Source organism: Lacticaseibacillus thailandensis DSM 22698 = JCM 13996 (assembly GCF_001312865.1).
Taxonomy (GTDB): domain Bacteria; phylum Bacillota; class Bacilli; order Lactobacillales; family Lactobacillaceae; genus Lacticaseibacillus; species Lacticaseibacillus thailandensis.
The window spans coordinates 224,781-249,989 of record NZ_BBER01000003.1 but is presented as its reverse complement, the minus strand read 5'-3'; the positions used below and the strand labels follow the sequence as shown (position 1 = coordinate 249,989).

At 55.4% G+C, this 25,209-nt stretch carries 17 protein-coding genes, 9 pseudogenes and 1 riboswitch; of the genes and pseudogenes, 10 read left to right on the top strand and 16 right to left on the bottom strand.

Going from position 1 to position 25,209, the window contains the following annotated elements; all coding sequences use genetic code 11:
* Positions 1–149: 149 nt before the first annotated feature.
* A pseudogene (locus JCM13996_RS06395) lies at positions 150–1,076 on the bottom strand (LysR family transcriptional regulator).
* A gap of 120 nt (positions 1,077–1,196) precedes the next feature.
* Between JCM13996_RS06395 and JCM13996_RS06390 the strand changes: the two are divergent.
* Positions 1,197–2,386 (top strand): annotated as a pseudogene (locus tag JCM13996_RS06390) (cobalamin-independent methionine synthase II family protein).
* 192 nt (positions 2,387–2,578) lie between these two features.
* Here the strand turns inward: JCM13996_RS06390 and JCM13996_RS06385 are convergent.
* Together JCM13996_RS06385 and JCM13996_RS06380 are read right to left on the bottom strand one after the other, a co-directional pair.
* Positions 2,579–3,803, bottom strand: a pseudogene (locus JCM13996_RS06385) (MFS transporter).
* A 241-nt stretch (positions 3,804–4,044) separates the two neighbouring features.
* On the bottom strand, positions 4,045–4,671 hold the full coding sequence (locus JCM13996_RS06380; RefSeq protein WP_054750498.1) for a helix-turn-helix domain-containing protein: 627 nt from the start codon (positions 4,669–4,671) through the stop codon (positions 4,045–4,047).
* Positions 4,672–4,884: 213 nt separating this feature from the next.
* Between JCM13996_RS06380 and JCM13996_RS06375 the strand changes: the two genes are divergently transcribed.
* A complete protein-coding gene (locus JCM13996_RS06375) occupies positions 4,885–5,214 on the top strand; it encodes a hypothetical protein (protein ID WP_054750497.1) in 330 nt (109 codons plus the stop codon).
* A 66-nt stretch (positions 5,215–5,280) separates the two neighbouring features.
* A pseudogene (locus tag JCM13996_RS06370) lies at positions 5,281–7,614 on the top strand (ABC transporter ATP-binding protein/permease).
* Between the two features lie 117 nt (positions 7,615–7,731).
* Here JCM13996_RS06370 and JCM13996_RS06365 read toward each other — a convergent pair.
* Positions 7,732–8,220 (bottom strand): glutathione peroxidase, encoded by a 489-nt coding sequence (locus JCM13996_RS06365; protein ID WP_054750496.1) that lies wholly within the window; start codon positions 8,218–8,220, stop codon positions 7,732–7,734.
* 223 nt (positions 8,221–8,443) lie between these two features.
* Between JCM13996_RS06365 and JCM13996_RS06360 the strand changes: the two genes are divergently transcribed.
* On the top strand, positions 8,444–8,896 hold the full coding sequence (locus JCM13996_RS06360) for a MarR family winged helix-turn-helix transcriptional regulator (protein ID WP_054750495.1): 453 nt from the start codon (positions 8,444–8,446) through the stop codon (positions 8,894–8,896).
* A gap of 16 nt (positions 8,897–8,912) precedes the next feature.
* Positions 8,913–9,443 (top strand): GNAT family N-acetyltransferase, encoded by a 531-nt coding sequence (locus tag JCM13996_RS06355; protein ID WP_054750494.1) that lies wholly within the window; start codon positions 8,913–8,915, stop codon positions 9,441–9,443.
* Positions 9,444–9,556: 113 nt separating this feature from the next.
* Here the strand turns inward: JCM13996_RS06355 and JCM13996_RS06350 are convergent.
* The 3 genes and pseudogenes from JCM13996_RS06350 to JCM13996_RS06340 all read right to left on the bottom strand — a co-directional run bounded on the left by JCM13996_RS06350 (position 9,557) and on the right by JCM13996_RS06340 (position 12,813).
* Positions 9,557–10,334: pseudogene (locus JCM13996_RS06350) on the bottom strand (sulfite exporter TauE/SafE family protein).
* Positions 10,334–11,371 carry an amidohydrolase family protein gene (locus JCM13996_RS06345; protein WP_225353505.1) on the bottom strand — a complete coding sequence of 346 codons (1,038 nt, stop codon included), beginning with the start codon at positions 11,369–11,371 and terminating at the stop codon, positions 10,334–10,336. The pseudogene JCM13996_RS06350 and the gene JCM13996_RS06345 overlap by 1 nt, the downstream one beginning before the upstream one ends.
* Before the next feature lie 170 nt (positions 11,372–11,541).
* A riboswitch (purine riboswitch) is annotated at positions 11,542–11,640 on the bottom strand.
* Between the two features lie 225 nt (positions 11,641–11,865).
* Positions 11,866–12,813: an ROK family protein gene (locus JCM13996_RS06340; protein ID WP_054750493.1), complete on the bottom strand. Its 948-nt coding sequence runs from the start codon at positions 12,811–12,813 to the stop codon at positions 11,866–11,868.
* Between the two features lie 228 nt (positions 12,814–13,041).
* On the opposite strand from JCM13996_RS06340, the gene JCM13996_RS06335 reads away from it, so the two are divergent.
* The 5 genes from JCM13996_RS06335 to JCM13996_RS06315 are packed head-to-tail and all read left to right on the top strand — an operon-like array spanning position 13,042 to position 14,956.
* Complete coding sequence (locus JCM13996_RS06335; protein ID WP_054750521.1) at positions 13,042–13,305, top strand: GlsB/YeaQ/YmgE family stress response membrane protein; 264 nt, start codon at positions 13,042–13,044, stop codon at positions 13,303–13,305.
* Between the two features lie 12 nt (positions 13,306–13,317).
* Positions 13,318–13,854 carry an alkaline shock response membrane anchor protein AmaP gene (amaP, locus tag JCM13996_RS06330; protein WP_054750492.1) on the top strand — a complete coding sequence of 179 codons (537 nt, stop codon included), beginning with the start codon at positions 13,318–13,320 and terminating at the stop codon, positions 13,852–13,854.
* A gap of 12 nt (positions 13,855–13,866) precedes the next feature.
* Positions 13,867–14,067, top strand: a complete 201-nt coding sequence (locus JCM13996_RS06325) for a hypothetical protein (RefSeq protein WP_054750491.1) — start codon at positions 13,867–13,869, stop codon at positions 14,065–14,067.
* 5 nt (positions 14,068–14,072) lie between these two features.
* Positions 14,073–14,450 (top strand): Asp23/Gls24 family envelope stress response protein, encoded by a 378-nt coding sequence (locus tag JCM13996_RS06320; protein WP_054750490.1) that lies wholly within the window; start codon positions 14,073–14,075, stop codon positions 14,448–14,450.
* 20 nt (positions 14,451–14,470) lie between these two features.
* Entirely contained in the window at positions 14,471–14,956 is a 486-nt protein-coding gene (locus JCM13996_RS06315; protein WP_054750489.1) for an Asp23/Gls24 family envelope stress response protein, read from the top strand.
* A gap of 91 nt (positions 14,957–15,047) precedes the next feature.
* On the opposite strand, the gene JCM13996_RS06310 is transcribed toward JCM13996_RS06315, so the two are convergent.
* The 9 genes and pseudogenes from JCM13996_RS06310 to JCM13996_RS06270 all read right to left on the bottom strand — a co-directional run bounded on the left by JCM13996_RS06310 (position 15,048) and on the right by JCM13996_RS06270 (position 25,037).
* Entirely contained in the window at positions 15,048–16,889 is a 1,842-nt protein-coding gene (locus tag JCM13996_RS06310) for an FAD/NAD(P)-binding protein (RefSeq protein ID WP_054750488.1), read from the bottom strand.
* Between the two features lie 39 nt (positions 16,890–16,928).
* On the bottom strand, positions 16,929–17,324 hold the full coding sequence (locus JCM13996_RS06305) for a GNAT family N-acetyltransferase (RefSeq protein ID WP_054750487.1): 396 nt from the start codon (positions 17,322–17,324) through the stop codon (positions 16,929–16,931).
* Between the two features lie 224 nt (positions 17,325–17,548).
* Positions 17,549–18,334 (bottom strand): alpha/beta hydrolase, encoded by a 786-nt coding sequence (locus JCM13996_RS06300; protein ID WP_054750486.1) that lies wholly within the window; start codon positions 18,332–18,334, stop codon positions 17,549–17,551.
* Positions 18,335–18,607: 273 nt separating this feature from the next.
* Positions 18,608–19,312, bottom strand: coding sequence for an ABC transporter ATP-binding protein (locus tag JCM13996_RS06295; RefSeq protein WP_054750485.1), 705 nt, complete (start codon positions 19,310–19,312; stop codon positions 18,608–18,610).
* Positions 19,305–20,089, bottom strand: a pseudogene (locus JCM13996_RS06290) (ABC transporter ATP-binding protein). Before JCM13996_RS06290 ends, JCM13996_RS06295 begins: the two are co-directional and overlap by 8 nt.
* Positions 20,086–21,038 (bottom strand): annotated as a pseudogene (locus tag JCM13996_RS06285) (branched-chain amino acid ABC transporter permease). The pseudogenes JCM13996_RS06290 and JCM13996_RS06285 overlap by 4 nt, the downstream one beginning before the upstream one ends.
* A 9-nt stretch (positions 21,039–21,047) precedes the next feature.
* Positions 21,048–21,923 (bottom strand): annotated as a pseudogene (locus JCM13996_RS06280) (branched-chain amino acid ABC transporter permease).
* Positions 21,924–22,093: 170 nt separating this feature from the next.
* A complete protein-coding gene (locus JCM13996_RS06275; protein WP_054750484.1) occupies positions 22,094–23,284 on the bottom strand; it encodes an ABC transporter substrate-binding protein in 1,191 nt (396 codons plus the stop codon).
* Between the two features lie 382 nt (positions 23,285–23,666).
* Positions 23,667–25,037 (bottom strand): annotated as a pseudogene (locus tag JCM13996_RS06270) (amino acid permease).
* Between the last annotated feature and the right edge of the window lie 172 nt (positions 25,038–25,209).

The window sequence follows — 25,209 nt, the reverse complement described above, 5'->3', positions numbered from 1 at the left end:
CCATTACGATACTCCTGTTCACGGTGGGGGTTAAGCAAATAGCACGCGGCGCAACTAACTGCTGACCAATACGGTGCATGTGGGCGATATGCATCGAGTAATGCGGCGCCACACGACCGGTACCGCGAGCCCCGGACTCGACCGACAAATCAATCCCCGTACACCGTGAAGCCGTACCCGCGGATGTGGTCTTTGAGCATGACGAGGTAGCGTTCCGCCGTATCGCTCAGCTCCATCTTCCGGTGCTGTAGGTACCCCAGCGTCATCGAGTCATCGACAGCCAACGGAATCGCCACGATTTTTTTCGTCGTTCAGCTCGCTAGAATGATGCCCGAACTGATAGTGTACCCGTTCAACCCCACCATCAGGTTGAAGATCGTCGCCCGGTCGCTAATTTGAATGTGCTTCTTGTGTGGTAACGTACTAAGAATCTCTTCGGCAAAGTAAAACGAGTTGGTATCCCCCTGTTCGTAGGATAAGTACGGGTAATCACGCAAATCGTCCAGCGTTAACCGCGCCTTTTTGGTCAGCGGGTTATCACGCCCCACAAAGACGTGCGGCAGGGCCTTAAATAACGGGACGAACTCCAAATCCTTCTCCGCAATCAGCCGCCGCATCACCGTTGCGTTGAACGGGTTCAAATAAATCACACCCAACTCGCTACGCAAAGTTGCCACGTCGTTCAGTACGTTCTCCGTCTGTGTTTCCCGCAGCGTGAATTGGTAAGCATCCCCACCAATTTCGCGCACGAGGTCGACAAAGGCATGCACCACGAAGGCGTAATGTTGGGCCGACACGCTGAACACCCGCTTGCGGACGTTGCCCTGACCAAAGTGTTCTTCCAGCAGCCCCACCTGGTCCAACACCCCACGCGAATAGTTGATGAACTCACGCCCGGCGTCCGTCAGCGTAATGCCGCCGCGACTACGATAAAACAACTGGATGTTAAACTCCTTTTCCAGTTCCTTCATCGCCTGCGACAACGACGGCTGACTAATGTACAGTTGTTTGGCCGCCTCGTTGATCGACCCCGTTGCCGCAATTTTCTCTAAATACTGTAATTGTTGAATCCGCATCTTCCCGCCTCCGTATTATAGGTGTTGCCTATTATATCACCAAGATATTAAGAATTACCTCATCAACGGACAAAGTGGTTAGAATGGTCTCAATCATAAAAAAACACGGAGGCAACCAACATGACTAAATCTCGTTTTCAAATCGTCGGCTCGCTATTACGGCCAGCCAACCTACTTACCTACAAGGATCAGATCGAACATCGTGACGATATCCAGTACCCCTTCTATCAGGATTTTCCCGGCTACCAGGAAACCGAAACGGCCGCCATTAAGCAGGTAATTGCTGAGGAAAAGGCACACGGTATCGACGTCCTCACTGACGGCGAGTACAGCAAGTCGATGTGGCACCTGGACTTCCTTTGGGGCTTTCACGGCGTTGAACGTTACATTACCGACCACGGCTACACCTTCGAGGACCATGACGGAGGCCACTTTGAAACCCGCAAGGACATCGGCATCCGCATCACCGCGCCACTCTCGGGTAAAAACCACCACTTCATCGACATCTTCAAGGAACTGAAGGCTCAGGCCGGTGACAACGACGTGAAGACCACCGTCTGGGGTGCCGCCCACGCCTTCACCGAACTGTCCGTGTTTGACCACCTCTATGGTGAGGGCCAGGTTTACCCCACTGCGGACGCGCTCAAGGATGGCTTGATCAACGCTACAAGGAATTCCTGACTGAGTATAAAGCCGCTGGTGGTACCATCATTCAGTTTGACGACTGCCTCTGGGAGCTGTTCGCTGACGACAACCAACAGAGCTTCTTCGCGGACGGCAAAGGTGGCGTGGATGGTCTGGCCGACGAGTTCGTCGCCATCAACAACGCCGTCACCGACTATGGCCACCAACTGGGTTTGAAGGTATGGACGCACAACTGCCGTGGCAACTATGCCAGCCGGCACGCTGCGGGTGGTTCCTACGCCGCCATCGCGCAGAAGTTCCTGCACGACCAGCACTACGACCGTTTCTTCCTGGAATGGGACGACGACCGTGCCGGCAGTATCGAGGCCCTCAAAGCCCTGCAGGACCGGCCCAACGTCGAGGTCGTCTTGGGTGCTCTATCCAGTAAGACCAGCACGTTGGACGATGAGGATCGCGTTCTCCGGTTGCTGGACAAGGCAAGTGCCATTTTGGGCAAGAACCGCTTGTACCTGTCTCACCAGTGCGGCTTTGCTTCCTGCGATGGTGGTAACGAACTAACTGCCGCTCAGCAGTGGGCCAAGATCGACCAGGGTCAGCGCATCGCCGCCAAGTACTGGCTCACGCCACGGTTTAACGGCCAGCCCACCAGGACGACGGCACCATGATCACAGAGCAAATAAACACCCGCTCGCACCGCGTATAGTAACGGTCGGGCAGGTGTTTTTGTTGGCAAAGAAGGTTTCGCCAGCCCTATTTGCCCATCATCATCGCTACTGGTACGCGTCATACCAACACCGAGCCAAACAAAATGGGCAACCCCATTAGGAAGTTGCCCCACAATTTTTGCTCGTATTAGCTTAGCCCACTTGGCCCCGCCGTAAACTTGGTTCGGTAAACCACAGCAGGATAAAGTTGAACAGTAACATAAAGGCGGTGCAGATAAAGACCGAGTTGTAGTCGAACAAGCCGGCCAGCGCCCCACCCAAGAACGCACCAAACATGTTGCCCAACGCCTGGAAAGATTGGTTCCAAGAGAAGATGGCGGACGTGGCGGTGATTGGTGAACTCTTGGTGAGCAGGGTCTGAATGGACGGGAACAACGCCGCGTCCGACACCCCGATCATCAGCCGCAAGACCCCGAGAAGGACGATGCTGCTGACAAAGCCTTGCGGGAAGTACATGATCACGGCAAAGAGGTAGCCAGCCGTCAGTACCTTCCCGGTCCCGTGGTGGTCACCATACCGCCCCAACCGTGGGGCGGCGATAATGTTGGACAGCCCCGGCAGCGCGGCAATGATTCCGGCCACGACGGTGATCGGCCCCCGGTAATGCATCAACTCACGCACGTACAAACTCAGGATTGGTGAAATGGACGCGTTCCCCAACTGCACGATCATCGTCGAACATAACAGGATGATGGTTAACTTGGGGTTGGGGAACCCGGCGAGGAAGTTCCGCTTCTCCCCTTTGGCGCGCTTCGGGTGCTCCACCGGCACGAAGAATTCCTTCACGAACACACCGGCGATAATCGTGGTGATGAGTAGCAAGGCCGCCGTAATGAAGAACGTACTCCGAATCGAGAAGATGTCAGCCAGAATCCCACCCACGATGGTCCCAGCAGCATGCCACTCGTGGACCCTGTCACCAGGGTGCCTAGCGCCCGGCCACTTTGGTTCCGCGGCGTCTGCGAAGCCACCAGGGCTTGCGAGTTGGAAATGAAGCCGGCAAAGATGCCTTGGAGGGCCCGGCAAGCAAACAGTTGCCAAACCGAGGTGGTCAGGCCCATCAGGAACATCGACAGCGCTGTCCCTAAACCAGCACGGAGCAACATGATCTTGCGCCCTTTGCGGTCAGCCAAGCACCCCAGATGGGGGAGGCAATGGCAGTGATCAGGAAGGTAATCGCGTAGACTAGCCCACTATAGAAGGTCACCTGTGATTTGGTGTAGTGCCCCATGCTGGCCACGTACAGTGACATAAAGGGCATAATTTCACTAAAGGCCAGCCCAGCCACAAAGGTACAAACCCACAGAATGTATAAATTCTTCTTCCACGGCCCCTTGGCGCGTGTTTCGTCGTCCATTACGACTCACCCCTCACTAAACTTCTAATTAAAGGGGCCGACACTTGGGTGTCAGCCCCTCCTCGTTGTTACACTGATAAAAGTCATTATGCACTTTTGGTAAGAAGTTGTAAAGTCAACGAACCAGGTAAGTGCGCTGCCAAACCGTGCAGGTGTACCGGTGAGTGGCCGGGACTACTATAGTTTGGTGAACAACCCCATAATGACCGTTGCCAGGGCGAAACCGCCAACTAGCAACTCACTACCGCAGCCACGTCCGGCGGCCAACAATCACGGCGACAATCAAACCTACCGTCACGCCAACGGCGGCGCCCACCATCATCATCGGGCTCATATGCTTCAACAGTACCAGGCCCAGCAGCACCACCACAATGGCGCCGACCACACCTATGCGTAATAGGTACATGAGCTGATCGTGTCGTTGCGTTTGCTCGTCATGCCCCTGCAGCCGCCGGAAATTTTTGCGTGCCGGGAACAAAACGCCAAAGTTGGCCAGCAACACGCAGATGGTGAGCGCTGTTGCCCCGCTGCCTAATTCAAAACCAGCAGTGTTAAAGGCAGACAAGATGAGCAACACCGCCAGTGCCACGTCGATGACCCATGATGCCCAAAACATTGCCCGTGCCTGCTTGAGTGCCATTGCATCGGAACGTACTTTCTCTGTCATTTTATTATCCTCCTTGAGTAAGATATCGAGGGATAGGCCATACAAATTGCTCAAATCGATCAGGCTGGCCACATCTGGATAGCTACGCTCATTTTCCCAGTTCGAGACCGTCTGCCGGGTTAAATGAAGTTGATCTGCTACCTGCTGTTGCGTTAACGCGTTGGCCTTCCGCGCCGTCGCTAACCTAATGCCAATTTGCATCCTGCTGCCTCCCACATCCTCAAGGTACCGCCATCCTTGTTATTGTACTAGCAAAGAACCATAGCGACCATCGCAATGGCCATATTCGCACCGCCAATAATCTTGGCGGTCAATATTTCCCGGGAAATATTGTCGTGTCTCTTGACGCGCACCCCGCCAACTGCCAGACTGGCGGTAAACTAATTTAAACGCATCCCCATGGAGGTATTGCACATGACCACCGCTAAGCAACAGGCGTACCCAACAAGCAACGAACTGGCCGCCATTATCCAGAAAACTTTGGCGACCCCCTATGTACAGTCACAGCAGCCACTCACCTTTGAACTCAACAGTGCCCTCCGGCAGCTCCAGCACCACACCCCGGTAGAGCGTGTGGCTCCTCACCTTGTGCGGACAGTGCTCAACTACACCGTGAGTGGCCTGACCATGCCCGATGAATTATCTGCTCTCTATGATGCAACGTACCGCGAACCCACGCTCAGCGAACAATACGGGCGTGCGGCTGGCTTGAGCGCCTTGTTTAGCCACATTTGGTTTCATTAGTAGACAGTTTATAATTAGCCTGCATCAGCCTCACTACTACCACTCAATGGGAAGGAGTTACCACCCGTGCTTGAACTGAAACACATCAAAAAAATACTACCAGGTGGGCGATACCATTACCAAGGCCCAGGATGACGTGTCCGTGGCCTTCCGTAAACAGGAATTTGTCGCCATTCTGGGGCCCAGTGGTTCCGGGAAGACCACCATGCTCAATATCATCGGTGGCTTGGACCGCTATGATTCTGGGGACCTACTGATCAAGGGCCGGTCGACTAAGGACTTTAAGGATAGCGACTGGGACGCCTACCGTAACAACTCGGTCGGCTTTATCTTCCAGTCCTACAACCTGATCAGCCACCTGAGCATCATGGAGAACGTCGAGATGGGTATGACCCTGTCCGGCGTGCCCGCCAAAGAGAAGGAACAGCGCGCGACCGACGCACTCATCCGCGTGGGGCTCAAGGACCACATGCACAAACAGCCATCCCAGCTATCTGGAGGCCAAATGCAGCGGGTCGCGATCGCGCGGGCCATTGCTAACGACCCCGAGATCCTGTTGGCCGATGAACCGACTGGTGCCTTGGATTCCGAGACTAGCGACGAGATCATGCAACTGATTCGTGACCTTTCCAAGGAACGTCTGGTCATCATGGTCACCCACAATCCGGACCTGGCCCACAAGTACGCCGACCGTATTATCGAGTTTGCTGACGGCCAGATTCAGCACGACTCCCACCCCCACATTGAAGGTGCCAAAGCTGAGCAGTTCCAGCTCAAGCGGACCAAGATGAGTTACTGGACGGCCCTCAAGCTCTCCTTTGACAACATTCGCACCAAAAAGGGACGGACGTTCCTGACCGTCTTTGCATCCAGTATTGGCATCATTGGGATCGCCGTCGTTTTGGCCCTATCCAATGGTTTCCAGAAGCAAATCACCAAAACCCAAAGTGAGGCCATGGCCTCCATGCCGGTCACCATCTCGCAGGTAGGAACCGATACCAACTCAATGATGACCGGGACTAAAACCAAAACCTTCGCTCACACCAAGACCGTGACTGCGGAAAAGAGTGACGCCGATAAGGCACAACACGTGAACAAACTGACGCAAAAGTACATTAATTACGTCAAGCGGATGCCCAAAGCCGACGCCAAGAACATTGCGATTACTTACGGCACGGGGATGAACCTATTGCGGAAAGTCAACGGCCAGTACCGGACGGTGACCTTCTCCACCAGCAACCCTGATAACAGCAGTAGCGTGGACACCGCGGCTTTGATGGCTTCCAGTACCGGCGTGGGCGGCTCCGTTTACCCCATCGACCGGAGCGGCCACCAGAGTTTCCTGAAGACTTACTACAAAGTCATTGCGGGTCGGTACCCAACAAAGGCGACCGACATTGTGCTGGTCGTCAACAAGGACAACTCCTTGAACATCAACGCCATGAAGAACCTTGGCTTTGACGTTAAGGAGGGCCAGAAGTACAACTTCCAAAGCCTGGTCGCACCACCATCAAGTTGGTTGCCAACAACGATTACTACACCAAACTGCCAACGGGCACCTTCATGCCAGGTAAGGACTACTCGACCATGGCCAACGCGGCTAACACTAAGACCCTGCGCGTGACCGGAATTGTCCGCGTGAAGTCCAAGAACTCCGACGGGCTGCTATCCAGCGGCGTGGCCTATAGTTCCGCGCTAACCAAGGACGTCCTGGATGCCAACAGTAACTCCAACATCGTGCAGGCACAAAAGGCTAGCGCCACTAACGTGATCACCAGCCAAAGCATGGACGCCTCGACGCGCTCAACGGTCCTCACCACTTTGGGCGGATCCCAGACGCCAACTAACATCCAGATCTACCCCACCACGTTCAAGCTGAAAGATAAGGTCCTCAGCTACCTTGATAAGTACAACCACGGTAAGAGCAAAGCTGACCGGGTCATCTACACCGACCTGGCTGGGACCGTCTCTGACATGACCGGTGGGTTGATGGACGCCATCACGTACGTGCTGGTCGCCTTTGCCGGTATTTCGCTGGTGACCTCGATGATTATGATTGCCATCATCACCTACACTAGCGTGCTCGAACGGACCAAGGAAATCGGTGTGCTCAAAGCCTTGGGGGCCCGGAAGAAGGATATTACCCGCGTCTTTGATGCCGAAACCTTCATCCTCGGTTTTGGTGCCGGCCTGTTCGGTATCCTTGTTGCCTGGCTACTGACGTTCCCCATCAACAGCGTGTTATACAACGTCACTAGCCTAGCCCACGTGGCCGTGCTGAACCCTGTACACGCCGTTAACCTGGTGATTATCAGCACCATCCTGACCATCCTCGGGGGCCACGTACCTGCCCGGATGGCGGCTAAGAAGGATGCCGCCGTCGCGCTACGGTCCGAATAGTTCGCAATTGTCAGCACAAACTAATTGGGTGGTTAACGTTACTACTAGCCACACGTCAAAAAGACGCCACCGCAGCGTATGCGGTGGCGTCTTTGCGTTCTCTAGTTATTCTGTTGGTTAAGCCATAACGGTAGGTGCCGCGAGCGCCTGCTTAATGGCATTTTCCATGGCGTTAGGCTGGGTGAGTGGCCCGTAGCGATGAATCAGCTGGCCATCACGCCCAACCAGGAACTTGGTGTAGTTCCACTTGATCATCCCCGCCTTGGATACATCCTTGAGGTACTTAAACAGCGGTGCGGTCTGCTTACCGTTCACCGCAATCCGCTGGGTGATGGGAAAAGTAACGCCGTAGTGCATCTGGCAGTACTCCGCCGCGTCGTGATCATCCGCCAGTTCCTGGTGAAACTGGTCCGACGGCATACCAATAATGGCTAACCCCTGGTCATGGTAATCCTGGTACAACCGTTCAAGTTGTTCCAATTGGGGGGCCAACCCGCACTTACTAGCAGTGTTCACCACAATCAACACCTGGCCCTTGTACAACCGCAGCGGAATCGACCCGCCGCCAATTTCTTTCACCGTAAAATCATACACACTTGTTGCCATGATGATCACTCCCATCAACTACCAACTGAAATAAAAGCTACTAACCACTTACTATTAATATTATCACGCATTTTTAGCCGTCCGTGTGCTAAGAATCGGTAAATGTGATTATATTTCTGTGCTAAACCTACGAGAATACACCGATATGCGACCGTATTGTCCGCCAACGTATTGCATTTGCAATACGCATGTGTATAATTATGAATCAAAAGGAAGTGACAACGTGGAAAACGCATTACGCGCGATTGGCATCATCGCCCGCGCGCTCGACAGCATTGCCAACATCGAATTTCGCACCCTCAACCTGACCCGGGGACAATACCTCTACGTAGCCCGCATCGCCGAGCACCCCGGTATTATTCAGGAGCAGTTGGTCGACCAACTGAAAATCGACCGGGCGACGGTTGCGCGCAGCGTGGGTAAGTTATGTGATCAGTGCCTCGTCACCAAACGCCCAGACCCGCACAACGCCAAGGCCAGTCAACTGTTTCTGACCCCCGCTGGTACTGCGGCAGCAGACTTGATCCACCGCGAAAATGAGTATTCGCTGCAAACCGCGTTGCGGGGGATGAATAGCACGGAAATTGCCCAGCTTGAGCGGTTACTCAACCAGATGAGCGCCAACGTCGCGGCGGACTGGCAGTTCGTCAAAAGCGGCGGACACCGCAATTACTAAACAAGGAGTATAAATAATGACCAACACGATTACACGTATTACCAAAGCAGATATTCCCACCCTGGTCCAGATGGCCCGGACCACCTTTGCCAACACCTTCAACGCTAATACTGCTCCAGATGACATGCACGCGTTCCTTGACACGGCGTATTCTCCAGATCAATTAACTGCCGAGTTAATGACCCCCGGCACCAGTTTTTGGTTTGTCAACGTCGACGGCACCCCCGCCGGCTACCTCAAACTAAACGTTGACGACGCGGTGACCTCCGACGTTAAGGCCACCAATGCGTTGGAATTAGAGCGCATCTACATTCTGCCCGCCTTCAAGCGTCACGGCTTGGGCACCCTGTTGTTTAACCACGCTGTGCACATGGCACAGCAGCTGCACAAGGACACCATCGCGTTGGGCGTGTGGGAACACAACGAGCCGGCCAAGGCCTTCTACGCCAAGCACCACTTCCACAAAGTCGGCGAGCACGCCTTCGTGGTCGGTAACGACCCGCAGCGTGACTGGCTAATGGAAGCACCGGTACCGCAACCAAGATAAGGCGTAAACAAACCCGGTGGCAACCAAATAATGGTTGCCCACCGGGTTTGTTAATAGCTCCGTGTTTAGGTGCGGGCTGACGCTCTCGCTTTTTCACCGGGGTGCTCCACTCTCTACTTAAAATATGCGTCATAGAAAAAGTACGCCGCCAGTCCGAACGCCCCAAACGCAATGACGCGTTGCAACAGCTTCACGGATACGTGCCGCACCACAATCGGGCCCGCATAGCCGCCGATGAATAGCCCCACGCCCAAGGGCAACACCATGCTCCAGTAGACCTTCGTGGTCAACGCGTAAATAACGATTGAAAAAAATGTTGGCTACGAACGTGGTGAAATTCTTAATGGCGTTACTGACCGTAAACGTTTGGTCTAGCGTCACGGACAAAATTGCCAGCAAAATAATGCCGGCCGATGCACCAAAATAACCAATGTAAAGGCCCACCAAAAAAAATCGCGGTATTTTTGGCCAACGTCACCAAGCGTCCCTGCATCCGCGGCTGTCGCCGTGCTGCGGCCGGTCTCTTTTTCCGACCGGAGACCAGCATCAGCACCCCGGCCATCGCAATGAGAAATGCACGATATGTTCAAAGGTACTTTCCGGAGCCACCGTCAGTAAAAAGCTCCCTATAATTGCCCCAATTAACGCCCAGATGGTCACACTCAGGGTCAGCCGCTTATGACTACGCAGTTCCTTCTGCGAGGACAGCGCTGCTCCCACGCCGGTAAAAATCATCCCCGCGGTGTTGGTTACGTTCGCCCCCACGGCTGGTAACCCCAACGACAGTAGTACCGGGTACGTCACTAATGACGCCATCCCCGCCATGGTGCTGATCAACCCACCAACAATGCCTGTCACCACTAAAATCAATGCCAACCAATACCAGGCCATTACGCATCCACCTTCACGACAGTTTTATTACTACGCCCAGTATACACTACCCGGGAAATATTCACACTGTTCAGGTCATCGACCACTACCAAGTCAGCTAACTGTCCCGGAACCAGGGCGCCACGGTCCGTCAGCCGGTGGGCACGCGCCGCGTTGTTGGACGCCATGGTGTACGCCAATTCAGCCGGCAAACCGTACTCGATGGCGAGGCGGACGTTGTGGTCGATGGAGCCTTCGCCAATCAGGTCACCAATCGTCTTGTCGTCAGTACAGAACGCAAAGCGGTCGTAATTACGCGGCGTCACGGCCCCAATCGTATTAGCAATATCACGTTCTACCGTGCCCTCACGCAGAAAGACGTACATACCGGCATCTACACGGGCCAAGGCATCGGCCACGGTCGCACTTTCGTGGTCCGTGTCCATGCCGTGCGCGCGCATCACTTCCAACTGCTCGGGAGTCAGGCCCGCCGCGTGCCCATCAGCGTGATGCCCATGTGCATACGCGTCGTGGACTTTGGCCATGGTATCAGCGTCATCACGCGCCACGGCCCCATAGTCCATCACTTCGGCTAACCCGTTGATTTCCGGGTACTTATACAATGGTTCCAAGTCGGCAGCGTGCAAGGTCGCACCGTTATTATCGAACGGTACGCAGGGCACGGAGGACGGTAGCATGTAGCGAATATCCAGTGGCGTTTGCCGGGCATCCTTAATCATGTACTCAATGCCAGCTGTACCGGCTACATTAGCTAGCTCGTGGGGATCAGCCACGATGGTAGTCACCCCGTGTTGGAGCAAGATGTGGCCGATTTCACTGGGGGCCACCAGCGCACTTTCAATGTGCACGTGCGCGTCAATCATGCCGGGCACCACGTACTGACCCGCTAAGTCAACGGTCGTCCGTGCCTTCATATCAGGGTGTGGCAACCGCGAAACCACCCGCCCGTCATCCAACCACAAGTTAGTTTGTTCAAATTCGCCAGTATACACATTCAACACACGCGCACCGGTCAGTACCATCGCTACTGTTCGCAAAAAGGGGCCTCCTCGTACCCAAATACCATGGTGTGGAGGAGGTCCCTGGAAAGCCGGAGTTCAGAAAGGTGGCTGCACAGCGTTGCCGTTTGATTGGCCAGCACGGAAAAATGAGCCTGACCACCGTTGCGGGGGCTGGTGGTAGCTACAACTACAACCACTATCCCACTCGCTATGCATCTCACACCTATAGTCCGGGCTTTACGGGTCCGGGTAGAAACTGACCATCCACATCATGGCATTATATAGGCAAATAATTTGTAAAAGCTATTTGATTGTTGTCCACTCTACCACCCACCCCCACGAGTTGCAAGACCCGTGGTAGTTAGATAGTGGTGAGTACGCTGACCCGCTACGGCTTGGTGAACCGCTCCATGCACCACTACCCGAGCGCAACCTCTGAGCGGCCACACCGGCCACGCGCACCGTGGGATGCCCCACTTTACACACAAAAAGGAATCGCGTTCCACGCGATTCCCATAACACCGACATTCTTAGTGCCGATCGCGTTGCACACCCCACTGGGTTTCGGTGTCCTCACCGTTAACCTTCAACAGCAGGTTGTACAACGCACCATACATATTAGCATCGTTTTGGAACTTGCCCGCCAGGATCTCCGGCTGCGACAACGTCCGGTCCAGCAATGGCATCGCGCGCCGTGCCTGCTGGTACGCCGCGTTGATTTCCGTCACTACGATTGGCTGTGCCGAAATCCCGCCACCAATCACAAAACGCTCCATATCGACCACCGACTGGACGTTAACAATCAGCATCGCAATCTGCCGGCAAAAATCCCGGAAAATACGTAACGCAATCGCGTTGCCAGAGTTGATTTCGTCAAAGACGGCGCGGCCGTCTGTCCGCGTTGGCAACCCCATCGCCATGGAAATGCGTTCAATCATCCCCACGGCCGAGCCCGCGTGAAAACCAAGCAGGCTTTGCTCGCTGAAGTTGGCGTTGTCCGCCATAAAGCTGAACTCCCCCGCCTGGAAGTGGGAGCCAAAGTACAGGTGCCGGTTGATGATCAAGCCACCACCGATCGCCGTACCCAGTACAATTGCCGCGCCGTTAACGACACCATTAAGGTTGCCCAACCACATTTCCGCTAGGGCCGCTGACTTGCCGTCATTCTCAACGGCAAACGGCACCCCTTCCGGTACGTGAATGAAATGCGGTAATTCCTTTTGGTCCAAAAATGGCACCATCCCGCCGCCAATCACTTGTTCCTGCGGATGAATCACCGTCCCCGGTACACTCATTGCCACCCCTTTGAGCCGCGGCGCGTAATCATCAACAATGTGGTTCACGGTCGCCGTAAATTCATCAAAGTTGGTGCGGGGCGTCGGGGTCGTATGTTTTTCCATGAGGTGACCGGCCCGGTCGATCAACCCATACTTAATGTTCGTACCACCCACATCGATTGCGAGATATATGTCAGCCATACTTGTGCCTCCCATTTGGATTAGCTTACAACTCTATGATAGCGCTTTACGTCGGTACGTGCAGTGTTATTTTTGTTCGTAAAACCGTGTCATGTTAACGTATTACCATTAACGAATAGCTAATGCTCAAGATTAATATTTTTATTGTTATGAGTTGCTTTTGATAAGTTCACCTTGGTAAGCTGGAATTAGGGGAGATACAGACCAACACAAGAAAGGATGATCAACATGCTTAGTTTCATTTGGATGCTTATTGTCGGAGCCATCATTGGCTGTATTGGTCAAGCAATTGTCGGCCGCGATATGCCGCTAGGCTGGGTTGGCAACATCATCGGGGGCCTAGTAGGGGCATGGTTAGGTACCGCCCTGCTTGGTGACTGGGGCCCACGGGTAGCAGACATGGCCATTTTCCCAGCAATTATCGGGGCCATCATCGTGGTCTTCATCATTTCACTCTTAATTGGTGGTCTCCGCAGCCGCTCCCGTACGTAGGGAGGCGGTCCCATGCGCCCACTAACAAAACTAGGTCTGGGACTCATTGCCATCGTCGGTCTCGCAACCACTGCGGCGTTCGCCGCTACGTTGTGGCCAGTACCCAACCTGCTGGCGCTGTACACGACCCAGACAAACTGGCTACGACCACTGTTGCTCGGCATGGTGGCGGTCACGGCGGTCACCTTTGTGGTCATGCTACTGATGGCTATCTTCCGCCGCAGTACGACCCAACGCCTGGCCCTCGCTACACCAAACGGGCAACTGACCATGGACCGGCAGGCCGTGGAACATGCAATCGCCAAAGCGGTAGCGGCTAACCACCCCGTACGGGACGCCGACGTGACGGTTACGATGCACGAACGGTCGGTGCACCACGTGGCGGTTGACGCTACGCCGCTGCAACGCCAACAGTTGGCAACGTTGGCGACCGGAATCGAGCAAACGGTTAAGGACGTCTTGGCTAATACCCTCGGCGTCCCGGTCCAGCGGGTCAGCATTCACCTCACCCCGGTGAACGCACGACAGCGGCCAGCCAAGGTGCTCTAGGAGGTGATGACAATGACCAAAACACTCATGGGTATACTCACGGGCGCGGCAGTTGTCGTTGTGTGGTTACAGTTCGGCTTTGGTAGCCTGCTCCTAGTGCTCTGCGGAGCCGCGCTGGGCGGATTAACCGCACGGTACCTGGTGCCCCTATGGCCCGCCATCACGCAATGGCTAACTGCCGGTAAGGACCTGTTCACTAAAGAAAGGCAGTGACCGCAATGCAGACAACAACGAACGACCTGATGGCCAACAGTCGCCTAACGTTTGACGACCAGGTTATCACCAAGATCACCACCCTGTGTGCCCACGAAATCGACGGGATTTTGGGCATGGATGGCAACGTCATCGATGCCATTACCGATACCCTCAGCAAGGGTGACAACACCAGCAAAGGCATCAAAGTCGACGTGGGTGAGCAGCAAGTCGCCATCGATATCGACGTGTTGCTCGAATACAACCGGGACGCACACGCGTTGTTCGAACAATTATGTACGCGTGTCAGCTCCCGCATCAAACAAATGACGGGGTTACAAGTCGTCGCCCTCAACATGAACGTGAAGGATGTACTCACCAAGCGTGAGTGGCAACAACGCTAACGCGAAAGGACGGAATCAATATGGACGCAGCTAAGACGCAAACGAACACCAACAAAGTCGACCAGGAACTCAAATTTGACGACGCAGTGGTCGCCAAGATCGTGGGCATTACCGCCAACGAAGTGACCGGCGTATACTCGCTGGAAGGTGGCATGGTCGCTAACATGACCGACTTTTTCCGCAAGGACAGTAACCCCACTAAGGGTGTCGACGTGGATATGGATGACGACCAGACGGTGACAGTCTCCCTCGACGCGGTGCTCCACTACGGTGAGAACGCCCCCGCCATCTTTGACAAGCTCACCACTGCCATTGCCAAAAACGTGCACCAAATGACCGGCCTGCGCGTGACGGCCGTCAAGATGACGGTGAAGGACATGCTGACCAAGGACGAAATTGCCCGTGAGAAGGACAAGGAAAAAGCCAAGGAGAAGGACCAAGACGCCAAGGAGGACCAGGGCAAAGACGCGCGCCCAGCTGGCCGACCGGAACCGGCGCCAGCGTAACCCTCCAATAATTAAAATAGCGGCGGATGCTTCCTCATTTGGAAGCGTCCGCCGCTATTTGTGTGCCGTTGTGTTTCACGTGGAACAATCCTCATCCCGCAAAAATTTGTGCCGCAATGCAATCTGCCGTACTGATCACCGAGTCGGGCAATCCGGGGTGGGGGGTGGTCGTGGTAAACCATGTCGCCCCTTCCGTCGGTACACCCCAGAAGAACAAGCCATCGCTGTCGTCCCGACCAGGTAGCAACGTCGCCCGCAGCGGGTCAACGTCCACAGCCCCCGTCACCTGGCGGGCATTCGCAACCGTTAACCGTTGTGGCCGCGCCAGGTGTTGTTGTAATAATGACCGTACTAGTGGGTTTTGTGTCGTCTCCGCGTTAACCGCGGGTAACCGCGCCTCAACCAACCAGTCCGCATAGTATTGCTGGTGCGAATACGTCTGGGACCACGCCCGGAACTGGTGGTGGGCGGGATCAACCGTCACCGCCATTGCTGGTCCCAGGATGGTAACCACGCCCGCCAGTACCAAGGCCCGTAGTTCTTCGATACGCGTATCCGGCGGGCCCACTGCTAAGTAAGCCTCCGCCCGCTTAAAGCGTCCCAGCAGCTCCTGATAATAATCAGTCTCGCTTAGCAACCGCCGTGCGACGATTATGCGCAGGTCATTGCGCACGTCACGCAACACCTCGAGTGCGGCAGCGTCAGGACCATCTTTGGTGCCACGACGGGCCAGTTGCACATCGGCCGTTAAGTACGCCGCCATGACCTCGCGGCGGTCACTGTGCGGATACTGTCGTTCAGGATGTAGGAGTGCGTCGGGATCGAACACGTCATGGGCCCGTACCGGTGTTTGTGCGATGACCGCGTCAGGGTCCGGCGACTGCACCCACTTTGCCAGCAGTGCATCCGCGTCCACCTGCGGGTACTGTGTCCGCAACAGCACCCGGTAGTACGCGTACGCCATCTCCCGGCGCACCCGGCTCAATAGCTCCTGTCCGCTCATGGTGCCAGGTTCCGTGAACTGGGCGACCCACTCTGGATTGATAAACTGCCCGTGAAACTGTGTATCGTCGGTCATGTTGACGCCCTTGGCCCGCAACGGAAAGCCGCGGCGGGAACCCGCCACAATTTGTGGCTCCTGTCCGGATGGTCGGTAGGTCAGCCATCCGTCCGTTCCGCGCGTGAAACGGCCGCCGCGCCCCTGCGTTAGTAGCGTGACTGCATCAAAGAAGTTGAGTCCCAAGCCGCGGAGAATGACGGTTTGCTGCGGCTGCAACTGGCTGAAATCGTACTCCTGCGGTTCCGTAGGCAAAACGTAGGTCAAGCCGTACAGCGCTGCTTGCTGAGCCAAGTCCGCCTGCTCTGGCGTCGCGTCATTAGCATAGTGGCCGAGCGCCATGACGACTTTGTCCACCAGCAATTGTTGCGTGGGGAGCGTAATGGTGTAGCGCCCATCCTGTGGCCGTACCCCCTGCGCCTCGGCGGTCAATACGCGCAACGTGACTCCCGCCGGCAGCTTAGCCTGTATTTGGGTATAAAACCAGGCGGCGTAGAGGGCAAACAACTGTCGTGACGCAAAGCCATTCGGGGCCAGCGCCGCCACTTCAGCCAACAGTTCATCGGTGTGCGGGGGCGCCACCTGCCGAATGAAGTCCGCAGCCAGAGTTTGCGTCCAGGTGTATAGGTCCGGTCCCGGCACAATGGGCCCCGCGATGTGATCCACCGCGTCCGCGAACAGCGTTACGTTAGCGGGGTTAGTGTTCATTAGGAGTAGGTGCGATTGGTCCTGTCGCCAGACACGACCACCCACCCCGTACGGATCAATGAGCGTAATGCGCAACTGGGACCAGTGCGTTGTTTGCCGGGCCCATGCAACTAGCCGCTGGGTTGCCACCAAACCGCGGGAGCCGGCGCCAATGATTGCAATTTCCATAGTCTCCACTCCCTTCAGCTGGTGGTACACTGCGACGACTTATGACTGCTCGCCCAACCGGACGTAACCCCGGTCGTTACGGGTGAAGCCCAAGTGGCTATAATAGTCGGCTGCCCCTGGTGACGCCACCAGGACCACGTTTTTATCCGCCCCTACAGCTTGAATCACTAGGTCCACCAGGTGCCGACCAATGCCCTGCCGCTCGTAATCTTTCACAACCGCCAGGTCAGCCACATAAATTACGTCGGCATAATCCGTCAGGGCCCGGACAAAGCCAACCGGGCGTTTATCGTCCCAGGCACTAATCAGCACATCAGCATTTTCGATCATCCCCGTCAGCCGGTGTTCATCGTCGGTACGCCGCTGTAACCCTGATTCTTGAATGATCTGCTTCAGGTCAGCCGTCCGAATTAATCCCGTTTTGTAAGCTACCATGATTGTTAACCTCTTTGTTATATTATTTTTTTGTACGGCGTTATTGAATTAAAAGCGCCAGTCTGGTACTGGCACAGTCCGTTACAACTCCAGTTTCTGGGCGCTGGAGACTCGTCCCCTAAAAAAAGGTGGGTCGCCCCAGCGCGCCCACCTTTATTTTAACACCTTCAGTATGGCCACCCCGTGCGCAGCGCCACTTTCACGACGCCAACCGCTAGAGCGCGTCACCCTTGCTGGCTCTCGGCGCGCTGAATGAACGCCAGCACGTCTGACCATACGTCGCCTAAGTACGCCTCACCATGCCGCGTCCCCGGCAAAAATCGAACCGTCACCGGCACTTGTTGGGCCACCAGCGCCGTGGCCAACCGCAACACCCCATCGTTGGGCACAAACTCGTTCATCGAATTGGCCAGATACATGGGTCCCGCCTGTGCCGTTACGTGGTGGTAGGGCGTGCCGGCGTGGTAATCCTGATTCGTCGCAAAGTACTGCTCAATAAAGCCCTTGTAAAACTCGTCGTCTTGACCATCCTGGTCAATGGCTGTCGTGTCCGCATTCGCGGGTGCCTGGTGGTCCAACGAACCCACGACGTGCGGGTGCTCCTGGAGCCACTCCTCAATGTTGAGAATGCCCGACAGCGACACCGTCGGCCAGCCATACTTCAAACCAACTTCCACAGACATATTGCCGCCGCTGGAGGCGCCCACTACGGCGACAAAGTCGGTCAACCGGCCACTGGTACGTAGCCAACTAACCAACGTATCCATATCCACCAGTGGCGCGGGGTAATGGTTGGCCGGAGCTAACCGAAAATTGGGCACTACAACTTGGTAGCCCGCGGTGGCTAACTTGCCGGCTGGCTGCGCCTCTTTGGCCTTATCACCGCGAAACCAGCCACCACCATGAAGCAGCAGAATGGTGCCTCGGGTCTGCGCGCTGGTGGCCGGGTAAATATCCGTCATCAGGTGTCGCTGCGCATCATACTCCACGTCCCGTTCAATCGTTGCCATCTGGAAAACTCCTCTCTCGCGCGGTTGGGCGCACAGGCCAGCCGCATACCGTTACTCCAACGCCACCATGATAAAGCAGTCACCACTGAAAGCGCAACCGCGCTAGTATTCCAGTAGGTTACCAACACGTAAAACATGGGTCCGCGCAAACCCTTAGTTAGGGATTTGCGCGGACCCATGTTTGGTATATATGGCGATGTTGTCCCCCCTGAACGCGTAGTGGCACCGTGTTACGTCACCGCCTTGTGACTTACTCCTAGCATTCCCCGCTGATCAACCGCCCAAGTACGTTGACTGGACCTGCTTGTTGGCCAATAGCTCGGCGCCGGTCCCAGTCATCTTCACCTCACCGCTGGCCAGTACATAACCGCGATCGGCGATGCTGAGTGCCTGGGTGGCGTTCTGCTCGATCAACAGGACGGTCGTCCCCTGGGCGTGAATGGTCTTGATGATGTCAAAGACTTTCTGGATGTAGATGGGTGACAGCCCCATCGACGGTTCGTCCAGTAACAGCAACTTGGGCTTAGCCATTAACGCCCGACCCATCGCTAACATTTGCTGTTCGCCTCCGGACAAAGTGGCAGCATCCTGCTTACGCCGTTCTGCCAGGACGGGGAACTGGGCAAAGACCTCGTCCAGGGCGGTCGACACGTCAAATCCCCGCGGTTGCGTAAACGCCCCGAGTTGGAGATTCTCCAGGACGCTGAGGCCCTCAAACACGTGCCGTCCCTCCGGCACTTGGGAAATACCCAACTGCACGATCCGCGATGCACTCAACATGTTGATGACCCGGTCCTCGTACGTGACCGTGCCGGCTTTGGCACGCATGATTCCCGAAATGGTCTTGAGGATGGTACTCTTGCCCGCACCGTTTGCGCCGATCAGCGTGACAACTTCGCCGGTGTGAACTTCAAAGCTAACATCCTTGACGGCCTTGATGGCGCCGTAATTGACCATCAGGTGTTCAACTTTAAGCATGGACGCCACCCCCTAAGTACGCCGTGACCACCGCTTCGTTGGCCTTAATTTCGTCCGGTGTCCCCGCGGCAATCAACTTCCCGTGGTCAAGCACAAAGATGCGTTGCGCCAGATTCATCACGAGCGACATGTCGTGTTCGATCAGCACTACGGTTACGCCATAGTCCGACTGCAGCTTGCGAATCAGCCGCATCAAGTCGGCCGTTTCCTCGGGGTTCATCCCCGCCGCCGGTTCATCCAGGAAGATGATCTGGGCTTCGTCGCCAATGCACGCACGATTTCCACGCGCCGTTGCTCACCATATGGTAGGTTACCCGCACCGGTGTCCGCAAACGGTGTCAGGTCAAAGTCGGCCAGTAAGGCATCGGCCCGGGCCCGTACCTCCGCCTCCTGCTTGTAAAATGACGGGAGCCGCAGCATGGTCGCCACAAAACTTTCGCGGTAACTCGTGGTCATACCCACGGCCACGTTGTCGCGGACGCTCATGTCGGCAAACAACCGGATGTTTTGGAACGTTCGCGACAGGCCCAACTTAGCCACTTTGTACGCGGGCAACTTGTTCAGCTCCACCGTTCCCTCCTGGGTATGGAGCAACACCTGTCCACTAGTGGGCGGTACCACGCTGGTGATGGCGTTAAACAGGGTGGTTTTGCCCGCACCGTTGGGGCCAATCAACGCAACCAGCGCCCCCCGCTCAACGTCGAACGACACGTTGTCCACTGCGGTCAGGCCGCCAAAGACTTCACTGACGTGCTGTAATTCCAGAATCGTACTCATTCGGCACCTCCCGCCTTCCGTTTCTTACCAACCCAGCGGAACGTCAACTCGTGCCGTCCCAACAGACCGGATGGCTTGAAGACCATCAGCAGAATCAGTGCCAACGCGTAAATAACCATCCGCAGCGTACCAAAGTTCTGGAGCACGGTATCGATCACGCCGAGCACCACGGCCGCCACGACGGTCCCGGTCATACTACCAATGCCACCGAGCACCACGATGATGAGGATAGCGATGGTGTTCATGATACCAAAGTCACTGGGGGCAATCATTTGGATATAGCTAGCGTGCAGTGAGCCCGCCACCGCCGCCGTGGCCGCGCCAAAGACGAACGTGGATAGCTTCCACTTGGTCGTGTTCAGTCCCACCGCTTCGGCTGCGATGTCATCTTCCCGCACGGACATCACTGCCCGTCCGGAGCGTGCATGGATGAAATTAACGGTCATGATGACCACGATACACATCACCACGTACACAACCGGCCAGGTCGCGTACATCGGAATGTTGAAAATACCTGAGGGGCCGTTGGTAATTTTGAGGTTGTTAATGACAACGCGGATAATCTCGGACGCCCCCATCGTGGCAATGGCCAGGTAGTCACCCCGTAGCCGGAGCGTCGGTACCCCGATGATGATGGCCGCAATAATAGCAATCACCACCCCCACGACGACCGACAGCCAAAAGCCCACGGCCGTCGTGGCGTACTCAGTGATGATTCCGGTGGCGTATGCCCCAATGGCCATAAACCCGGCGTGGCCCAGGCTGAACTGGCCGGTAAAACCGATGATCAAGTTCAGCCCCGTCGCGAGGATGACGTTGATGCCGATGGTTACCAATGCGTTTTCAATGAAGGTGTTGATCAGGCCGGCGAACTCACACGCATCGATGAGGCAAAGCCGGCGACCATTATTAATAGCCAAATCGCATTTGCTTTGATATTTCTTTGCATAGTGTCCCCCTAAACCTTTTCCTTCTTGTTCTTCCCGAATATTCCTGACGGCATGACCAGCAGGATGATGATCAGTACCACGTACACCGCTGCGTCCTTGTATGCGGACAGGCCCACCGCCTGCGTGGCCGTTTCCAGGATGCCGATAAGAAAGCCACCGATGGACGCACCGGGGATGGACCCAATGCCGCCAACCACCGCCGCCACAAAGGCTTTGATCCCGGGCGTCATGCCCATGAGCGGGTCAATAGAATTGTAGTAGAGGCCAATGAGCACCCCACCAGCACCCGCCAGCAGAACCAATGGCAAAGGTGAAGGAGATCACGTGGTTCGGGTTGATGCCCACTAACTGCGCCGCGTCCGGGTCGTTGGCCACGGCCCGCATGGCCTTGCCCATCTTGGTCTGTTTGATGACCAACTGCAGAGCGACCATCAGGAAAATGGCGGTACCCAAAATAATGAGTTGAATGTTGGAAATGGTGATCCCCGCCACGTGGTAACTATGTTGCTTGATTACCTGGGGGAAGTTACGGGCACTCGCGCCATACAGGTAGGACATCCCGTTTTCCAGGAAGTACGACACCCCGATGGCGGTAATCAGCGCCGCCACACGCGGCGCGTGCCGTAGTGGCCGGTACGCCAGAAACTCGATGATGACCCCCACCAATGCGGTAATAGCCATGGTGGAGATGAGGCAAAGATAAAGTTAAAGTGCCAATAGTTAATGACATAGTAGCCCCAAAACGCCCCCAACATGTACACATCACCATGCGCAAAGTTGAGTAGTTTGATGATCCCGTAGACCATCGTGTAGCCTAACGCCAACAGCGCGTAAATACTGCCCAGCGAAATACCGTTGATTAATTGTTGCATGACTGTGTGCACAATCAAACCTCCTCGTGATTGCTACCTGGGTGGCTGCCGCCGCGCTGTATGCGCAGGACACCACGCCCACACGTGATTAACTACACGAACGTATAAGCAGTCCCGAGCCGAAACCGACACCGTCGATTCCCGCCCGGGACCACCGATACTGCGTGTTGTGTCGGGCGCTACTACTTAACGGAGTAGGCCTTCACGATCTGCCCATTGGTCATCTGCTCAATGGAAACCGTCTTTTCAGGGTTGTGCTTACTGTCAATACTCATTGTCCCGGTGACACCCTTCATGTTCTTCAGCTTGCCCAGTGCCTTGGCGATATCGACGGAGTTCGTCGAGTTGGCCTTTTCAATGGCAGCTTTGACCATGTAGACCGAGTCGTAAGCCAGTGCGGAGAACGTTGGGGCTTCGGCGTTGAACTTCTGCTTGTAATCAGCCATGAAGTTCTTGACGGTCGTGTTCGTGTCAGCGGACTTAGTGGAGAATGGCGTGCTGTAGTAAACGTTCGTGGCGTTATTGCTACCAGCGATCTTGGGCAGCGACGGGTCACCCATACCGTCAGCCCCAATAATTGGCGTCTTGATGCCCATCTGCCGTGCCTGCTTGATGATCAGGCCAACTTCAGAGTAGTAGCCCGGAACGTACAGAGCGTCAAACTTCTTGTTCTTCAGGCTGGTCAGCGTAGCGTTGAAGTCCTTGTCACCCGCCTGGAAGTACTGGGTGGAGACCACGTCGCCCTTGAAGGTCTTCTTAAAGGCCTTGGTCAGGCCGGTGCCATAGTCACTGGCGTTGTCAGCCAAGATGGCAACCTTCTTCACCTTCAGCGTGTTGTAGGCAAATTTAGCAGCTGCCGTCGCTTGGAAACTGTCCGTGAAGCAAGCGCGGAATGCGTATGGCTGGACCTTGCCGTTCTTCTGTAGCGTGTAGCCAGCATCCGTAGCGGATGGTGTGATCATCGGTACGGACGCCTTAGTCACGTTCGGAATGGCCGCCGTCGAATCGTTGGTCGTGGCCGGCCCGACCACTGCCACCACTTTGTCGTTGTTCACCAACTGGGCGGCAACGGAAGCGGCACTGGTGGTCGATGACTTGTTGTCACGGTAAACCGGCTTGAGCTTCATCTTCTTGCCCTTGACCTTAACGCCACCAGCCTTGTTGATCTTCTCAAAGGCCAGCTCGATCCCCTTCTTTTCCTGCTCACCATAACCAGCCGTCGAACCAGAAAGTTCCATGTTGACCCCCACTTTAATGGTGTTGCCACTGGCACTATTGCCTTTGGCCTTCGCGGAACTGGAACAGCCTGCCATGATGGTCACCATGGCCGCGGCGGCAAATCCCAGTGCGATACGTTTGAAAGTTTTCTTCATCGTCCTAATCTCCTTCTAATCTATTCCCACACTCAATATGTGTAAAACCAACCACAGCAACCTATGTGCGCATCCATCCCGCAAAAAAAACGGTGGACCTTCATGCAGCAACTGCTACATCAGGGTCCACCGTTAACTTACCGGATGAGCCCCATTGCCAAAGTGAATAAGGCTCAATTGACGGCCTATCGCCGTAACCGGGTCCTTTACCTCAACAACAAGGCTAGCAACGCAAAAGCAGGCATCGTCACGGATGTTGTACCGTTAGTAATAATCATGGCGATTCCTCCTTTCGCGCTACCGATTCAATATGGCTATCTTATTAGCGATAGCCATATTTGTCAACACATTTTACAACCTTTCTTTAATTTAACGCACAGAATTAATGCTGGGAACGTGAAAATTTACTGCCACGGTGCCGCCGCCACGCCTCGCGGCCGTAATAGAAACCGTAACAAAGTGCGATAAATGGCAACATGTAAAACAGACTACTACGCTGATTAGGGTCAAAGATAATCAGCACGCACGACAGCAAGCTCATGATCAACGCGGCCCACGGCACCACCGGGTAGCCCGGTGTGCGGAATTGGAGCTCACTGACCGTGTGGCCCTGGGCCAGCCACTGCCGCCGGAAGTTGATTTCGGAGAGCGCAATGGCCATCCAGACGATGACGACTGCCAGTCCTGATACCGACACGAGGACCAGGTAGACGGTGTCCGCCGCCACAACGCTGGACGTGAGAGCCAGGATCCCACCGATCATGCTGACGGCTAGTGCCAGTAGCGGTACACCGCGGCGACTGGTATGCGCAAAGCGGCGGCTGATCATACCCTCATGGGCTAGCGACCACAGCATGCGCGTCGACGCGTACAAACCAGAGTTGGCCGCCGATAGAATCGCGGTCAACACCACGAAGTTCATCAGGTCACCAGCAAATGGTAGCCCAATCTGGTTGAAGACCAGCACGAAGGGACTCTGGTTGACCCCCGCATGCTGCCACGGAATCAGTGCGGCCATCACGAAGATACTGCCGATGAAAAAAAATTACCAGCCGCAAGAGTGTGGTCCGAATGGCTTGGGGGATATTGTGGGCCGGGTCCTTCGTCTCCCCGGCGGTGACACCGATCAGTTCGGTCCCAGAAAAAGCAAAGTTAACCGTCAACATCGTCGTGAAGACACCCTTAAAGCCCGTGGGGAACCACCCATCTTTGGTCAGGTTATGCAGTAACGGTGCGTGCTGGGTACCGTTCAGGTGAATGACCCCGATAATCGCCAGGCCACCCAGGATGATGAAGCAATGATGGCCACGACTTTGATGCTAGAAAACCAAAACTCGGTCTCCGCAAAGAAACGCACGGACAGCGCGTTGGACACCACAATTACCACCATAAACAGCAGGCTCCACACCCACGTTGGTGAATCGGGGAACCATTTGCGCATCATTAGCCCCGCGGCGGTGAACTCCGAACCCAATGCTACCGTCCAGGTCAGCCAGTAGAGGATGGCCACCGTGAACCCGGTGCCCGGGCCGATAAAACGGTCAGCGTAGACGTGAAACGAACCAGTTTCGGGCATCGCCACGGATAATTCGCCCAGGCACAACATGACCAGATACACCACGACCGCCCCAATGGCGTAGGCGAGAATGGTGCCAATTGGCCCCGCTTCATGAATGGTGTAACCCGAACTAAGGAAGAGTCCCGTCCCAATGACCCCACCCAGTGAGATCATCAGTAGGTGTCGGGACTCCATTTTGCGTTTTAACGTTTCGTGCTGTGCCGCCAAGTTGCTACCTCCCAGTGTATGTACTGCCTGCACGCCGAATGCATCAGCGGGATGACACCGATATTACTACGGATAATTTTCAGGTGCCCGCTGGCGTGCTACAATGTCTTTAACGCGCTTGTGATTCACTATCTCACTT

What these genes read in the sequence shown, in the direction of transcription:
- JCM13996_RS06380 (WP_054750498.1), bottom strand. Translation starts at nt 4,671, where the DNA reads ATGCAAATTGGCATTAGGTTAGCGACGGCGCGGAAGGCCAACGCGTTA.
- JCM13996_RS06375 (WP_054750497.1), top strand. Translation starts at nt 4,885, where the DNA reads ATGACCACCGCTAAGCAACAGGCGTACCCAACAAGCAACGAACTGGCC.
- JCM13996_RS06365 (WP_054750496.1), bottom strand. Translation starts at nt 8,220, where the DNA reads ATGGCAACAAGTGTGTATGATTTTACGGTGAAAGAAATTGGCGGCGGG.
- JCM13996_RS06355 (WP_054750494.1), top strand. Translation starts at nt 8,913, where the DNA reads ATGACCAACACGATTACACGTATTACCAAAGCAGATATTCCCACCCTG.
- JCM13996_RS06340 (WP_054750493.1), bottom strand. Translation starts at nt 12,813, where the DNA reads ATGGCTGACATATATCTCGCAATCGATGTGGGTGGTACGAACATTAAG.
- JCM13996_RS06335 (WP_054750521.1), top strand. Translation starts at nt 13,042, where the DNA reads ATGCTTAGTTTCATTTGGATGCTTATTGTCGGAGCCATCATTGGCTGT.
- amaP (WP_054750492.1), top strand. Translation starts at nt 13,318, where the DNA reads ATGCGCCCACTAACAAAACTAGGTCTGGGACTCATTGCCATCGTCGGT.
- JCM13996_RS06325 (WP_054750491.1), top strand. Translation starts at nt 13,867, where the DNA reads ATGACCAAAACACTCATGGGTATACTCACGGGCGCGGCAGTTGTCGTT.
- JCM13996_RS06320 (WP_054750490.1), top strand. Translation starts at nt 14,073, where the DNA reads ATGCAGACAACAACGAACGACCTGATGGCCAACAGTCGCCTAACGTTT.
- JCM13996_RS06315 (WP_054750489.1), top strand. Translation starts at nt 14,471, where the DNA reads ATGGACGCAGCTAAGACGCAAACGAACACCAACAAAGTCGACCAGGAA.
- JCM13996_RS06310 (WP_054750488.1), bottom strand. Translation starts at nt 16,889, where the DNA reads ATGGAAATTGCAATCATTGGCGCCGGCTCCCGCGGTTTGGTGGCAACC.
- JCM13996_RS06305 (WP_054750487.1), bottom strand. Translation starts at nt 17,324, where the DNA reads ATGGTAGCTTACAAAACGGGATTAATTCGGACGGCTGACCTGAAGCAG.
- JCM13996_RS06300 (WP_054750486.1), bottom strand. Translation starts at nt 18,334, where the DNA reads ATGGCAACGATTGAACGGGACGTGGAGTATGATGCGCAGCGACACCTG.
- JCM13996_RS06295 (WP_054750485.1), bottom strand. Translation starts at nt 19,312, where the DNA reads ATGCTTAAAGTTGAACACCTGATGGTCAATTACGGCGCCATCAAGGCC.
- JCM13996_RS06275 (WP_054750484.1), bottom strand. Translation starts at nt 23,284, where the DNA reads ATGAAGAAAACTTTCAAACGTATCGCACTGGGATTTGCCGCCGCGGCC.